The following is a 14,224-nucleotide window of genomic DNA, read 5'->3' as shown; positions in this document are numbered from 1 at the left end:
GATGTGACTTGCGCCTCACTGAGGCTCAGCGGCTCGACTGGCATCCCCAATTTGGGTCTCACTATTTGGTACGGCATTCCGCCATATGAGATCCGCAATTGCCGCAAGCCTGTCCGGCCAGTGAGACTCCACTCTGTGATCAGCCGAGCAACGCACAAGCACCTCGTGGTACGACGCCACGTGGACCTGATGCGCGTCGGCAGCATGACCTGTTGGCCCCACTGACTCCCTGACGACCACCACTGCACGCTCGACTCCTGAGCGGCCTCAGCGAATCCAGGACCACCTCATGACTGCCACCCCTGCTCCCACCGCACGTCCCCGTCGCAAGCGCGGCGAGGGTCAGTGGGCACTGGGCTACTCCGAGCCGCTCAACAAGAACGAGCAGAGCAAGAAGGACGACAACCCGCTCAACGTGCGGGACCGGATCCTCGGCATCTACTCCAAGCGCGGCTTCGACTCCATCGACCCCGCTGACCTGCGCGGCCGCTTCCGGTGGATGGGCCTCTACACCCAGCGCGCTCCCGGCTTCGACGGCGGCAAGACCGCCACCCTCGAGGAAGAAGAGCTGGACGACCGCTACTTCATGATGCGGGTCCGCACCGACGGCGCCATCCTCGACGCCGCCGCGCTGCGCGCCCTGGGCAGCTGCTCGACCGACTTCGCCCGCAACACCGCCGACATCACCGACCGCACCAACATCCAGTACCACTGGATCCAGGTCGAGGACGTGCCGACGATCTGGGAGCGCCTCGAGAGTGCCGGCCTCACCACCGTCGAGGCGTGCGGCGACTCACCGCGCCCCTTCCTGGGCTCGCCGGTCGCCGGCATCGCCAAGGACGAGATCATCGACGGCACCAAGGCCCTTGACGACATCAAGGCCCTGGCCCTGAACAACCCCGAGTTCTCCAACCTCCCCCGCAAGTTCAAGACCTCGGTCAGCGGTCACCCGAGTCACGACTCGGCGCCGGAGATCAACGACGTCTCCTTCGTGGGCACGGTGCACCCCGAGCACGGTCCCGGCTTCGACGTCTGGGTCGGCGGGGGTCTCTCCACCAACCCGATGTTCGCCCAGAAGCTCGGCGTGTGGGTGCCGCTCGACGAGGTCGTCGACGTCTGGGCCGGGGTGGCCGGCATCTTCCGTGACTACGGCTACCGCCGCCTGCGCTCGCGTGCCCGGCTGAAGTTCCTGGTGGCTGACTGGGGCATCGAGAAATTCCGCGAGATCCTCGAGGGCGAGTACCTGCAGCGTGAGTTGGTCCGCAACGAGTCCCCCGCCTCCCCCAGCATCCCCGGCGACCACGTCGGTGTGCACGAGCAGCGCGACGGCAAGTTCTACATCGGTGGCGCCCCTGTGGTCGGTCGCATCGACGGCCAGTTCCTGCTCAACCTGGCCGATGTCGTCGAGAAGTACGGCGCAGCCGGGGTGCGGTTGACCGCCCAGCAGAAGGCAGTGGTGATCGGCGTCGACGGTGCCGACGTCGAGGCCGTGAGCAGCGAGCTCAAGGCGATCGGTCTGGACCCCGCCCCGTCGAACTGGCGTCGCAACACGATGGCCTGCACCGGCATCGAGTTCTGCAAGCTCGCGATCGTCGAGACCAAGGCACGCGGCAAGGCGCTCATCTCCGAGCTCGAGCGACGCATCCCCGACCTCGACGTGCCGATCACCGTCAACGTCAACGGCTGCCCCAACGCCTGCGCCCGCACCCAGAGCGCCGACTTCGGCCTCAAGGGCCAGCTGGTCATGGACGAGCACGGCAACCAGGTCGACGGCTTCCAGGTGCACCTCGGCGGCGCGCTCGGGCTCGAGGCCAACCACGGCCGCAAGCTGCGTGCCCACAAGGTCACCAGCGTGGGACTGGACGACTACATCACCACCGTGGTGCTCAACTACCTCGCCGACCGCACCGACGGCGAGTCCTTCGCGCACTGGGCGGCCCGCGCCGACGAGGCCCACCTGCGCGGCGACGTCGTCCTGGAAACGGTCTGACATGTCAGAGCGATCCCAGCCCAACAACTGCCCCTACTGCGGCGACGAGAACCTGTGGCCCCGTGAGTCCGTCGACGGCCTCGCTGCCTGGGAGTGCCGCTCCTGCCTGCGTCACTTCGTGCTCAAGATGCTCGGATCGATTCCGCGACCGGAGGTGAAGGCATGACGACGGAGACGACTGCTGCTGCCCGCGCCTTCCGCGGCACGCACACCGAGGGACGTACGCCCGAGGAGCTGCGCGAACTCATCTCGCACATGGGCGCCGAGCTGGAGCTCGCTCCTGCCGAGACCATCATCGAATGGGCGTTCGCCACCTTCGGCGAGCGCTTCTGCATCACCTCCTCCATGGGTGACTCCGTGCTGGCCCACCTGGCCTCCAGCGTCGCCCCGGGGATCAACGTCGTCTTCCTCGACACCGGCTACCACTTCCCCGAGACCATCGGGACCCGTGACGCCGTCGAGGCCGTTCTGGACGTCAACCTGATCACCATTCAGGCACCCCTGAGCGTGGCGGAACAGGATGCCCAGTACGGCAAGGACCTCTACCGGACCGACCCTGACCTGTGCTGCAAGTTGCGCAAGGTCCAGCCGCTGGCCGACTCCTTGGCAGGCTATGACGCCTGGGCCTCGGGGTTGCGCCGCGCGGAGACCCAGAACAGGGCCATCGCACCTGTCATCGGGTGGGACGCACGCAAGGGCAAGGTGAAGATCTCACCCATCGCGCGCTGGAGCGACGAACAGGTGGAGCGTTACATCGCCGACAACGGCGTGCTCGTGAACCCCCTCGTGTACGACGGCTACCCCTCGATCGGGTGCTGGCCGTGCACACGCCGAGTCGCCCCTGGCGACGACCCGCGCAGCGGCCGCTGGGCAGGGACCAACAAGACCGAGTGCGGGATCCACTCCTGACGGAGCGGCCGCACCCCAGAACTCCCCCACAGAACTCCCCCCGCACAAGCACCGAAGCACACCGAACGAACACACGGATCGACAACGACGTCGATGCACATCACTTGAGAGCTGGGAGGCTCATCGATGGCTGCTCCTGCGTTGGTTGCACTCGCCCACGGAAGCCGCGACCCGCGGTCCGCCGCAACTGTGAAGGCCCTGGTTGACGAGGTCCGGCGCATGCGCCCGGACCTCCGGATCGAGCCCGCATTCCTGGAACTGTCCAAGCCGTCTTTCCAGACGGCCGTCGACAAGCTCGTACGCGCCGGTTTCGACGAGATCGTCGTCGTGCCGCTGCTGCTCACCGAGGCCCACCACGCCAAGGTGGACGTCCCCGAGGCCGTCGCCACGGCGATGGCCCGCCACGAGGGCATCCAGATCCGGGCGACCTCGGTCCTCGGTCTGGAGACGGCGTTCCTCGACGTGCTGGACATCAGGATGCGCGAGGCGCTGAAGGAGAGCCGGGTGCGTGAGCTCGATGCCCTCGTCCTGGCATCCGCCGGCTCCTCGGACCCGCTCGCGAACCAGTCGGTCGCCCGTCTGGCCCGACTCTGGGGCACCCGCCACAAGCTGCCCGTGAAGGCCGCCTTCGCCTCGGCAGCTCCGCCGGCCACCGCTGAGGCCGTGCGCGCGTTCCGTGGCCAGGGCCGCCGCCACATCGCCGTGGCGTCGCTCTTCCTGGCCCCCGGCTTCCTGCCGGACCGGGCTGCGGAGCTGGCCTACGAGGCCGGCGCGGTCGCCGTCTCCGAGCCGCTGGGTGCCCACCCGGAGGTGGCTCGTACGATCCTCGCCCGGTACGCCGTCGGCGCCGTCGAGCTCGTGCCCGTCTGAGGCTCCCGCCCGAGGCACAACTGCAGCAATCAGCAAGCCCCAGCCTTCGGGCTGGGGCTTGCTTGCTTCTCCGGACCCTTGGGCTCAGCCGACGAACTGGGTGAGCAGACGCTCCAACTGGGCCTGAGGGTCTGCGGTCACCCCACCGTGCACAGGGCCGGGCTGGAGCACCGTCGACTTGGGTGCCTTGAGGAAGCCGAACCGCTGGGTCAACGGACGCGACGCGGCCTCCCCGCCGCGGGGATCACCGCCGCAGACCCCTTCGACGAAGTCGAGCCCGGCGCAGACCCGGTCGAGGTCCAGATCGGGGGCGAAGGCCGCCAGCCGTGCGCGGTCGACGTCCCAGGCAACGGCCAGGAAGTCCTCGGCCTGGCAGTAGAGGACGACCCCGACGTTGAGGAACTCCTCCCGCTCCGGTCGAGGCACGCAGCGCAGCACGACGTACTGGTAGGCGAGGTGGCTCATGACGCCTCCCCCGGGGCCCAGGCGCGGCTGCCCAGCCGGGCGGTGAGGAACTCGACGTAGGCGTCACGCAACGCGCCCGGACTCACGTCCGGGATCGAGCAGAGCCACTCATCGGGGATCTCGTCGACGATCTCACGGAAGACCTCGGGGCCCAACAGCTCACGGGCCCGGGCGTCGGCCTCCGGCACGAGAGCCAGGTGCTTCGCGAGGACGTGGTCCCTGATGTCCCAGGGCTGCTGCGCGAACCGCGCCGGATCCGTGATGCCCTTGCTCCACGCGTGGTGGAAGTAGAGGGAGGCACCGTGGTCGATGACCCAGACGTCGCCGTGCCAGACGAGGAGATTCGGGTTGCGCCAGCTGCGATCGACGTTGGCGCAGAAGGCGTCGAGCCACAGGATCATCCCGTAGGTGGAGCTGTCGGCGTTCACCTCGCCGTCGAACCCGAACGAGCCGGGCAGGAAGTCGACGCCGAGGTTGAGTCCGATGCTGGCCTGCAGGAGGTCCTGCACCTCCTCGTCCGCTTCGTAGCGGGCGATCTCACTGGCCAGGTCGAGGGCGACCAGACGGGGCGTACGCAGCCCCAGGCGGCTGGCCAGTCCGCTGACGATCACTTCGGCGACCAGCACCCGTACGCCCTGGCCGGCACCGACGAACTTGCACACGTACGTGCCCAGGTCCTCACCCTCCACCACGCCGGGCAGGCTGCCGCCCTCGCGCAGCGGGGTCACGTACCGGACCACTCCCACGGTGGGGATCACTCGATCACCAACTCTTCCAGTCGCTGCAACTCCGCCTTGACGTCGATCTCGGCCTCGGGCCAGCGCAGTCCCATCCTCGCGAGTGCGTCGTGGAGCAGGGAGGCCACCGCCAGGTTGCGGAACCACTTGTGGTCCGCCGGGATGACGTGCCACGGGGCCACCTCGGTGTTGGTCCGCTCGAGGGCGACCTCGTAGGCGTCGCGAAAGGCCGGCCACAGAGCGCGGTCGTCGACGTCACCGGGGTGGTACTTCCAGTGCTTCTCCGGGTTGGTCAGCCGCTCGGCCAGCCGTTCCTTCTGCTTGTCGGCACTGATGTGCAGCATGCACTTGAGGATGACGACCCCGTCCTCGACGAGCTCGGTCTCGAAGGCATTGATGGCGTCGTAGCGACGCTCGATCTCCTCGGGGGCGCAGAACTCCCGCACCCGGTGGATCAGGACGTCCTCGTAGTGGCTGCGGTCGAAGACCCCGATGTGTCCGGGCTCGGGCAGCGCGTTGCGGATGCGAAGGAGGAAGTCCTGCTGCTGCTCCTCCTCCGTCGGCGCCTTGAACGCCATGATCGACAGCCCCTGGGGGTCGACCAGGCTGAGCGCCTTGCGGATCACCCCGCCCTTGCCACTGGTGTCCATCCCCTGCAGCACGAGCAGCACGCGACGGTTCGACCCCGTGGTGCGCTCGGCCCACAGTCGTTCCTGGAGGTCCGCGAGTGATCCTTCGAGTGCCGCGAGAGCGCTCTTTCCGTCCTCCTTCTCCCCCTCGAACCCCGGGGTGTCGTCCGGGGAGAGAGTTCGGAGGTCCACCGACCCCGGTGGCAGGCGCAGCGCGCTGGTGTCGACGGGAGTGGTGTTCGTCATGGAGACATCATGTCTGAACGGACACCGATGATGTCCGACCGGACACTCAGTCCGTCTCCTCGGAGGCCTCGAAATCCCCGAGCTCCTCGCGGACGACACTGAAGGCCATCCCGCTGCCGTACCCCTTGCGGGCCAGGAGGCCGACGAGGCGACGGGTCGCCGTGGTGCGGTCGACGTTGCGCAGGGTCCGCAACTTCTTGCGGACCAGGGCGCGGGCCGCCTCGACCTCGTCCTCGGGGTCGATCTCGGCGATCGTCTCGCGCACGATCTCGTCGTCGATCCCCTTGCGACGCAACTCCTGGGCCAGCGCCCTGCCGGCGAGCCCTTTTCCAGGCTGCCGGCTCGCGATCCACATGCGGGCGAAGGCTTCGTCGTTGATGAGGCCGACCTCGACGAAGCGGTCCAGCAACCGCTCCGCGATCTCGGGCGGCACGTCACGCTGCGCCAACTTGTCGGCCAGCTGCTTGCGACTGCGCGCCTGACCGGTCAGTTGATCGAGCAGGATCTTGCGGGCGACCTCTTCGGCGTCAGCCGGCGGGCCGGCCTGGACGGGGTCCTCAGGAAGATCCCCGGTCCAGGCCTGCACACCCAGGCGGACGTCACCACTCCACGGGTCGTCGGCCCGCGACTCAGAAGTCATCGACCCCGATGGGCTCGTCCGACAGGACGTCGGCCGGCGCATCGACCTGCGGTCCGACTCCCAGCGTCTCGAGGATCTTCTTCTCCAGCTCGTTGGCCAGGTCCGGGTTGTCCTTGAGGAAGGTGCGCGAGTTCTCCTTGCCCTGACCGAGCTGGTCACCCTCGTAGGTGTACCAAGCGCCAGCCTTGCGGACCAGTCCGGCTTCGACCCCCACGTCGATCAGGCCACCTTCACGACTGATGCCCTTGCCGTACATGATGTCGAACTCCGCTTGCTTGAAGGGCGGGGCGACCTTGTTCTTCACGACCTTGACGCGGGTCCGGTTGCCGACCATGTCGGTGCCGTCCTTGAGCGTCTCGATGCGTCGCACGTCGAGACGCACCGAGGAGTAGAACTTCAGGGCCCGGCCACCGGTGGTGGTCTCGGGCGAACCGAACATCACGCCGATCTTCTCGCGCAGCTGGTTGATGAAGATCGCGGTGGTGTTGGAGTTGTTCAACGCACCGGTCATCTTGCGCAGCGCCTGGCTCATGAGCCTGGCCTGCAGACCGACGTGGCTGTCACCCATCTCGCCCTCGATCTCGGCGCGAGGCACCAGCGCCGCCACGGAGTCGATGACGATGAGGGAGAGCGCCCCGGAGCGAACCAGCATGTCCGCGATCTCGAGCGCCTGCTCACCGGAGTCGGGCTGGGAGACGAGCAGGGCATCGGTGTCGACGCCGAGGTTCTTCGCGTACTCCGGGTCGAGGGCGTGCTCGGCGTCGATGAAGGCGACGATGCCTCCGGCCGCCTGGGCGCTGGCCACCGCGTGCAGGGCGACCGTCGTCTTACCGGAGGACTCCGGGCCGTAGATCTCGACGACCCGGCCTCGGGGCAGACCACCGAGCCCGAGCGCCACGTCCAGGGCGATGGATCCGGTCGGGATGACCTCGAGCGGCGCACGGGTCTCGTCGCCCAGACGCATCACCGAGCCCTTGCCGAAATTCTTCTCGATGTTGGCCAGCGCAGCGTCCAGAGCCTTGCTCCGGTCTCCCCCGCCGCCGCCGTTGCTCTTCTTCGGTCCGTGCGCAGCCATCTTCTTCTCCATCAGATCGTCGGTGTCCCAAGTACGTCTTCGACGCTAGTGGGAGCCACCGACAAGACCTGATCAGTCCTGACGAAGCTGTGGAGAACCTCACCACCGCGTCGTACCTGTTGACACGAGAGTACCCGAACAGGTGTTCGATGGGCGAGTGGTTGTGTGGGCGTGTCGGCGCAGGAGAAGGACCGGGAAAGGGGGTCAGCGATCGCGGTCGGGCAGACCCAGGTGCTTCCAGCAGGCGGCCCAGACGGTCTTCGGCGCGACGCCCGCATCAAGCGCTTCCTGCGCCGTGCGCGAGCCGAGCTCTGCCATCACGAACATCTCTGCCCAGGTCCGCGAGGACGCGGACCCCAGGGCGGCGTCCAGACGGGACCAGAACTCGGTGTGCCTCATGCCCAGCATGGGACCACACCAGCCGCCCGGAGGAAAACCAGAGGCCGGTGTAGTCGGTGCACGGTGACAAGATGTGTGGCGTGCCTGCACTCGACCGCTTCAGCCAGCCGACCCGTGAGTGGTTCACGGCTGCCTTCGCCGCGCCGACGGCCGCCCAGGAAGGTGCCTGGGATGCGATCGCCCGCGGTCGACACGCCCTCGTGGTGGCACCCACCGGCTCGGGCAAGACGCTGAGCGCGTTCCTCTCCGCGATCGACGACCTGCTCACCAGTCCCGCGCCCGACACGAATCCCCAGCACGCCTGCCGGGTGCTGTACGTCTCGCCGCTCAAGGCGCTCGCGGTCGACGTGGAGCGCAACCTGCGCGCACCGCTCACCGGCATTCGCCACACCGCCGAACGGTTGGGGACCACGCTTCCGGACGTACGCGTGGGCCTGCGCTCGGGAGACACGCCAGCGGCCGAGCGGCGTCGTCAGGTGACCCGTCCACCCGAGATCATGATCACCACGCCCGAGTCGCTCTTCCTGATGCTCACCAGCCAGGCGCGCGAGTCGCTCCGGGGTGTGGAGACCGTCATCATCGACGAGGTACACGCGGTCGCCGGATCGAAGCGGGGCGCCCACCTGAGCGTCAGCCTCGAGCGACTCGACGCCCTGTTGGAACGCCCGGCCCAACGCATCGGACTGAGCGCCACCGTGCGCCCGGTGGAGGAGGTCGCCCGGTTCCTCGGCGGCACCGCCCCGGTCGACGTCGTCGCACCGCCCAGCACCAAGGAGTGGGACCTGCGCGTGGTCGTGCCGGTCGAGGACATGACCGCGCCGGGTGAGTACGACGACAGCGCTGACGGCGGCGGCTCCTCGCCCTCGCTGTGGCCACACGTCGAGGAGCACGTTGTTGACCTGGTCGAGCAACACCGGTCGACCATCGTCTTCGCCAACTCCCGTCGCCTGGCCGAGCGGCTGACCGCCCGCCTCAATGAGATCGCCTCCGCCCGCGCTGGCGCCGCTCTCCCGGACGACGTCGCCCCTCCGGCCCAACTGATGGCTGCCTCTGATGCCTCGAAGGGCGCGGAGGTCGTGATCGCCAAGGCGCACCACGGCTCGGTCTCCAAGGAGCAGCGCGCTCTGATCGAGGACGACCTCAAACAGGGCCGACTGCCCTGCGTGGTCGCCACCAGCAGCCTCGAGCTCGGCATCGACATGGGCGCCGTCGACCTCGTCGTCCAGATCGAGTCCCCGCCGAGCGTCGCCAGCGCCCTGCAGCGGGTCGGGCGCGCGGGTCACCAGGTCGGCGAGGTGAGCCGAGGTGTCCTGATGCCGAAGCACCGCGGCGACCTGGCCCAGACCGCAGTGGCGGTGCAACGCATGCGCAGCGGCGCCATCGAGAGTCTTCGGGTGCCGAGCAACCCCCTCGACGTCCTGGCCCAGCACGTGGTGGCCGCGACCGCGATGGATGAGTGGGACGTCGAGGAGTTCTATGACCTGGTGCGGCGCTCCGCTCCCTACTCCACTCTCCCGCGCAGCGCGTACGACGCGACACTCGACCTTCTGAGCGGGCGCTACCCGAGCGAGGAGTTCGCGGAGCTGCGCCCCCGCATCGTCTGGGACCGGGTCGCGGGACGCATCCACGCCCGACCGGGCGCACAACGCCTCGCGGTCACCAGCGGCGGCACCATCCCGGACCGGGGACTCTTCGCCGTCTACCTGGTCGGTGACGGCGTCGGGCGCCGAGTCGGCGAGCTGGACGAGGAGATGGTCTACGAGTCCCGGGTCGGCGACGTCTTCGCCCTCGGCGCGACGAGTTGGCGCATCGAGGACATCACCCACGACCGGGTGCTCGTCAGCCCGGCACCAGGAGTGCCGGGCCGGCTGCCGTTCTGGAAGGGCGACAGCCTCGGGCGTCCCGCCGAGCTGGGGGCGGCCATCGGGGAGTTCACCCGGACCCTGGCCTCGATGCCGGGCGAGGCCGCCCGCGCCCGGGCTCGCGAGGAGGGCCTGGACGAGTACGCCGCGGACAACCTCGTGCGGTACATCGAGGAGCAGCGCGAAGCCACCAACCTGCTCCCCCACGACAAGCAGGTCCTGCTCGAACGCTGCCGCGACGAGCTCGGTGACTGGCGGCTGATCCTGCACTCCCCGTACGGCACCGCTGTGCACGCCCCCTGGGCCCTTGCCATCAACGCGCGACTGCGGGAGCGCTACGGCGTGGAGACCCAGGCGATGGCCTCCGACGACGGCATCGTGATCCGGGTCCCCGACACCGACGGTGAGCCGCCGGACGCCTCGATCGTGGTCTTCGAGCCCGAGGAGATCGAACAGATCGTCACGACCCAGGTGGGTGGTTCCGCGCTCTTCGCGAGCCGCTTCCGCGAGTGCGCCGCCCGCGCCCTGCTCCTCCCGCGTCGCGATCCCGGGCGCCGTTCCCCGCTGTGGCAACAACGCCAACGCAGCGCCCAACTGCTGGAGGTCGCCGCGGGCTACCCCACCTTCCCCATCGTGCTCGAAGCGGTACGCGAATGCCTCCAGGACGTCTACGACCTGCCCGCGCTGATCGGCCTGCTGGGTGCCGTGCAACGCCGCGAGATCACCGTCACCGAGGTCGCGACGACCCAGCCGTCCCCCTTCGCCGGCAACCTGCTCTTCGGCTACGTCGCGCAGTTCCTGTACGAGGGCGACTCGCCCCTCGCGGAGCGGCGCGCCGCCGCGTTGAGCCTGGATGCGTCCCTGCTCGCCCAACTGCTCGGCCGCACCGAGCTGCGCGACCTCCTCGACCCCGAGGTCCTGGCCGAGATCGAGGCCGAGTTGCAGTGGCTCAGCGAAGAACGTCGAGCTCGCACCGCGGAGGCGCTCGCCGACATGTTGCGACTGCTCGGGCCGTTGAGCACCGAGGAGATCGCCGCTCGCAGCATCGACGAGGCCGACGTACGCGGCTGGCTCCAGTCGCTGCAACAGGCCCGGCGGATCGCCCAGGTCCGGATGGCCGGCCGCGAGGTCTGGTGCACGGTCGAGGAGATCGCCCGTCTGCGTGACGGTCTCGGCGTCCCGGTGCCGCAAGGGGTGCCCGTGGCCTTCACCGAGGTCCAGGAGGACCCCATCGGTGACCTCGTCGCCCGCCATGCGCGCACGCACGGCCCCTTCGACGTGACCGAGGTGGCAACCAGATTCGGGCTCGGCGTCGCCGTGGTACGCCACACCCTGGAGCGGCTGACCGCACGCGGACGTCTCGTCGAGGGCGAATTCCGCCCGTCCGGCAGCGGTCAGGAGTGGTGCGACGCCGAGGTGCTGCGCAGACTGCGCCGACGCTCCTTGGCCCGACTGCGGCACGAGGTCGAGCCAGTCCCCCAGGAAGCGCTGGCTCGCTTCCTCCCCGCGTGGCAGAAGGTCGCCGCGAGCGGACCGCGATCAGGGTTGCGCGGGGTCGACGGGGTCCTCAGCGCCATCGACCACCTCGCCGGCTGCCCGGTGCCGGCCAGTGCGCTGGAGCCGCTGGTGCTGGCCGCCCGGGTCAAGGACTACCAACCCTCCTACCTCGACGAGCTGACCGCCTCCGGCGAGATCGTCTGGGCCGGCCAGGGGGCGCTGCCGGGAAGCGACGGATGGGTCAGCCTCCACCTCGCCGACCAGTGCCACCTGACGTTGGCTCCTCCTGACCCGGACGCGGTCGATGAGCTGGCCCAGGCCCTCCTCGAGGTCCTGGCGGGCGGAGGCGCGTGGTTCTTCCGCCAGCTGGCCCAGCGGGTGGGCGACTTCACCGACTCCGTTCCTTCCGACTCCGCCCTCAGCTCCGCCCTGTGGTCACTGGTGTGGAGCGGGCACGTCACCAACGACACCCTGACTCCCCTGCGGGCGTTGGTCCGCTCCGGCACCGCGTCGCACCGCACCCGCCGGACGCCTCCGCGGACCGGCCGGATGCCTGCCCGCACCGGGCCGGCCGACGTGGCGGGGCGTTGGTCCTTGCTGCCCCAGACCGACTCCGATCCGACCCTGCGGGCCCACGCCCGCGCGGAACACCTGCTCGAGCGGCACGGCGTCGTCACCCGCGGTGCGGTGGTCTCCGAGCGCGTGATCGGGGGTTTCGCAGGTGTCTACAAGGTGCTCTCGGCCTTCGAGGAAGCCGGGCGTTGTCGGCGGGGCTACTTCGTGGAAGGGCTCGGGGCCGCACAGTTCGGCTCTCCCGGCGCCGTGGACCGACTGCGTACGTTCACCGAGACGTCGGTGGACCCCACCACACCGCCGACCACGATCACGCTGGCGGCCACCGATCCCGCGAATCCGTACGGCGCTGCCCTGTCGTGGCCCGCGGCGAACCACGAAGGCGGCGGCCACCGACCCGGACGCAAGGCCGGGGCCCTGGTCGTGATGGTCGACGGCCGTCTCGTGCTCTACGTCGAACGCGGTGGGAAGACCCTGCTGACCTGGACCGAGGACAACGGTGACCTCGCTGGCGCGGCCGCCGGGCTGGCCGACGCCGTACGCCGCGGGGCGTTGGGCAAGCTGACCGTCGAGAAGGCCAACGGGACCCCCCTCCTGGGAGCCGGCGACACCCCGCTGCGCCTGGCGCTGGCCGAGGCCGGTTTCGTGGTCACCCCGAAGGGACTGCGGATCCGTGCCTGAGGGCGACACCGTCTGGCGGGCCGCGCGCCTCCTCGACCGCGCGCTGGCGGGACAGACCCTGCTCGACTCCGACTTCCGGGTGCCCAGCATCGCCACCGTCGACCTGAGCGGTGCCCGGATCGCGGGGACGGTTTCGCGCGGAAAGCACCTCTTGACCCGCATCGACGCGGCGACCCCGCTGACCCTGCACACCCACCTCAAGATGGAGGGCGCCTGGCAGGCCTACCGGGCGGGTGAGCGCTGGCGGCGTCCGGTGCACACCGCACGGGTCGTCCTCACCACTGCCGCCGGCAGCGCGGTCGGCTTCTCCCTCGGCGTCGTGGAGTTGGTCCCTCGCTCGACCGAGGACGAGCTCGTGGGACACCTGGGCCCTGACCTGCTCGGCCCGGACTGGGACCGTGACACCGCGCTCGCGCGGTTGCTCGCCACCCCGGAGACACCCGTGGTCCAGGCCATCCAGGACCAGACGCGACTCGCGGGCGTGGGCAACATGTACGCCAACGAGCTCTGCTTCCTTGCCGGCCTGGCTCCGCAACTTGCCATCGGTGAGGTCCCGGATCCGCGCCGTCTGGTCGACCGCGCCAAGTCAGTGCTCGAGGCCAACAAGGTCCGGGCCAGCCAGTCGACGACGGGCGACCTGCGCAAGGGGCGGCGTACGTGGGTCTATCGGCAGCGCGGCTGCCTGCGCTGCGGGACCACGATCAGCACGACGATGATCGGGGCGCCCGGTCGCGAACGCGCCACCTACTGGTGCGCGTCCTGTCAACCGGCCAGGTAGACCTCGGCCGACGAGCTCTGGGCTCAGGCTGCGGAGGCGACGACGGCGCCGCTGGTGGTGCGAGCCGCAGCAATGGGCGTCGGGGCCGCCAAGGCCTCTTCGCGAGCCACGGAGTCACTGGCCTCACGCAGCACCAGGGAGAGCGGCATCCCGAGAGCGCCGCACAAGGAGGCCAGCAGCTCTGAGGAGGCCTCCTTCTGACCACGCTCGATCTCGGAGATGTAACCAAGGCTCACGCGCGCTTGGGCGGAGACCTCACGCAGCGTCAGACCACGCTCCATCCGAGCAGCACGAAGGACCTCACCCAACGTCCGGCGAAACAGCACCATGCGCCCTCCTCGGTTGATCAGTGGTTCAACGGTCACAACGCTACCCGACAGCTGGTTCTTCCCGGCGGAGGATTCCGAGCAGCAGACTGAGGACTCCTTCGACCGAAGCCCACTGTATCTGGGTCCGGTTGCCCTGCGGGTTCAAAGCCGCGACCTCCACCCCCCGTGGCCCGGCCACCGCGACGAAGACCGTCCCGGGGGGCTTGCCCTCCTGCTCGGAAGGACCGGCCACGCCGGTGGTGGCGATCCCGTACGTGGCGCCGGTCAACTCGCGCACTCCGGTGGCCATCGACTCTGCGCACTCGGCCGAGATGACTCCGTGTTCCTCCACGACCTGCTCGGGGACACCGAGCACCTTGACCTTGACCTCGGTCGCGTAGGCCACCACGCCGCCGAGAAAGGCACCTGAGGAGCCCGGGACCGTCGTGATCGCTGCTGCCACCTGACCGCCGGTCAGGGACTCCGCGGTCCCCACTGTCGCCTCCCGGAGGAGCAACTCCCTGACGACCCCGGTGGAGTCGCCCAACGAGGCAAGGTCCATGGC

Annotated in this window: 14 protein-coding genes; 6 read left to right on the top strand and 8 right to left on the bottom strand. The window is 69.3% G+C overall.

Annotated elements, in window-relative coordinates; all coding sequences use genetic code 11:
- The first annotated feature begins 289 nt into the window (after positions 1–289).
- The 4 genes from DNK52_RS06290 to DNK52_RS06280 all read left to right on the top strand — a co-directional run bounded on the left by DNK52_RS06290 (position 290) and on the right by DNK52_RS06280 (position 3,769).
- The gene (locus DNK52_RS06290; RefSeq protein ID WP_110240148.1) at positions 290–1,990 is read left to right on the top strand and encodes a nitrite/sulfite reductase; all 1,701 of its coding nucleotides are present in this window, start codon (positions 290–292) and stop codon (positions 1,988–1,990) included.
- A 1-nt stretch (position 1,991) separates the two neighbouring features.
- A complete protein-coding gene (locus tag DNK52_RS16110; RefSeq protein WP_204163419.1) occupies positions 1,992–2,156 on the top strand; it encodes a hypothetical protein in 165 nt (54 codons plus the stop codon).
- Positions 2,153–2,899 carry a phosphoadenylyl-sulfate reductase gene (locus DNK52_RS06285; protein WP_110240147.1) on the top strand — a complete coding sequence of 249 codons (747 nt, stop codon included), beginning with the start codon at positions 2,153–2,155 and terminating at the stop codon, positions 2,897–2,899. Before DNK52_RS16110 ends, DNK52_RS06285 begins: the two co-directional genes overlap by 4 nt.
- Before the next feature lie 126 nt (positions 2,900–3,025).
- Positions 3,026–3,769, top strand: coding sequence for a sirohydrochlorin chelatase (locus tag DNK52_RS06280; RefSeq protein WP_110240146.1), 744 nt, complete (start codon positions 3,026–3,028; stop codon positions 3,767–3,769).
- Between the two features lie 84 nt (positions 3,770–3,853).
- Here the strand turns inward: DNK52_RS06280 and DNK52_RS06275 are convergent, their stop codons facing one another.
- From DNK52_RS06275 to DNK52_RS06250, 6 genes are all read right to left on the bottom strand, one after another.
- Positions 3,854–4,234, bottom strand: a complete 381-nt coding sequence (locus tag DNK52_RS06275; protein ID WP_110240145.1) for a DUF3037 domain-containing protein — start codon at positions 4,232–4,234, stop codon at positions 3,854–3,856.
- Entirely contained in the window at positions 4,231–4,992 is a 762-nt protein-coding gene (locus DNK52_RS06270; RefSeq protein ID WP_110240144.1) for a HipA family kinase, read from the bottom strand. The genes DNK52_RS06275 and DNK52_RS06270 overlap by 4 nt, the downstream gene beginning before the upstream one ends.
- Positions 4,989–5,846: a PPK2 family polyphosphate kinase gene (locus DNK52_RS06265; RefSeq protein ID WP_110240143.1), complete on the bottom strand. Its 858-nt coding sequence runs from the start codon at positions 5,844–5,846 to the stop codon at positions 4,989–4,991. Before DNK52_RS06265 ends, DNK52_RS06270 begins: the two co-directional genes overlap by 4 nt.
- Positions 5,847–5,892: 46 nt before the next feature.
- A complete protein-coding gene (locus DNK52_RS06260) occupies positions 5,893–6,486 on the bottom strand; it encodes a regulatory protein RecX (RefSeq protein ID WP_239455421.1) in 594 nt (197 codons plus the stop codon).
- On the bottom strand, positions 6,476–7,561 hold the full coding sequence (gene recA / locus DNK52_RS06255) for a recombinase RecA (protein ID WP_110240607.1): 1,086 nt from the start codon (positions 7,559–7,561) through the stop codon (positions 6,476–6,478). The genes DNK52_RS06260 and recA overlap by 11 nt, the downstream gene beginning before the upstream one ends.
- A gap of 204 nt (positions 7,562–7,765) precedes the next feature.
- Entirely contained in the window at positions 7,766–7,960 is a 195-nt protein-coding gene (locus tag DNK52_RS06250; protein ID WP_110240606.1) for a DUF3046 domain-containing protein, read from the bottom strand.
- A 71-nt stretch (positions 7,961–8,031) separates the two neighbouring features.
- On the opposite strand from DNK52_RS06250, the gene DNK52_RS06245 reads away from it, so the two are divergent.
- Both DNK52_RS06245 and DNK52_RS06240 read left to right on the top strand, forming a co-directional pair.
- On the top strand, positions 8,032–12,573 hold the full coding sequence (locus DNK52_RS06245; RefSeq protein ID WP_110240605.1) for an ATP-dependent helicase: 4,542 nt from the start codon (positions 8,032–8,034) through the stop codon (positions 12,571–12,573).
- Positions 12,566–13,351: a DNA-formamidopyrimidine glycosylase family protein gene (locus DNK52_RS06240; protein WP_110240141.1), complete on the top strand. Its 786-nt coding sequence runs from the start codon at positions 12,566–12,568 to the stop codon at positions 13,349–13,351. Before DNK52_RS06245 ends, DNK52_RS06240 begins: the two co-directional genes overlap by 8 nt.
- A 23-nt stretch (positions 13,352–13,374) precedes the next feature.
- On the opposite strand, the gene DNK52_RS06235 is transcribed toward DNK52_RS06240, so the two are convergent.
- Together DNK52_RS06235 and DNK52_RS06230 are read right to left on the bottom strand one after the other, a co-directional pair.
- On the bottom strand, positions 13,375–13,680 hold the full coding sequence (locus DNK52_RS06235; RefSeq protein ID WP_110240140.1) for a helix-turn-helix domain-containing protein: 306 nt from the start codon (positions 13,678–13,680) through the stop codon (positions 13,375–13,377).
- Between the two features lie 40 nt (positions 13,681–13,720).
- Complete coding sequence (locus DNK52_RS06230; protein WP_110240139.1) at positions 13,721–14,221, bottom strand: CinA family protein; 501 nt, start codon at positions 14,219–14,221, stop codon at positions 13,721–13,723.
- Between the last annotated feature and the right edge of the window lie 3 nt (positions 14,222–14,224).

The sequence above is a fragment of the Nocardioides gilvus genome, assembly GCF_003194605.1.
GTDB classification, from domain to species: Bacteria; Actinomycetota; Actinomycetes; order Propionibacteriales; family Nocardioidaceae; genus Nocardioides; species Nocardioides gilvus.
The sequence above is the reverse complement of the archived record's forward strand: the minus strand, read 5'-3'. Positions and strand labels throughout refer to the sequence as shown.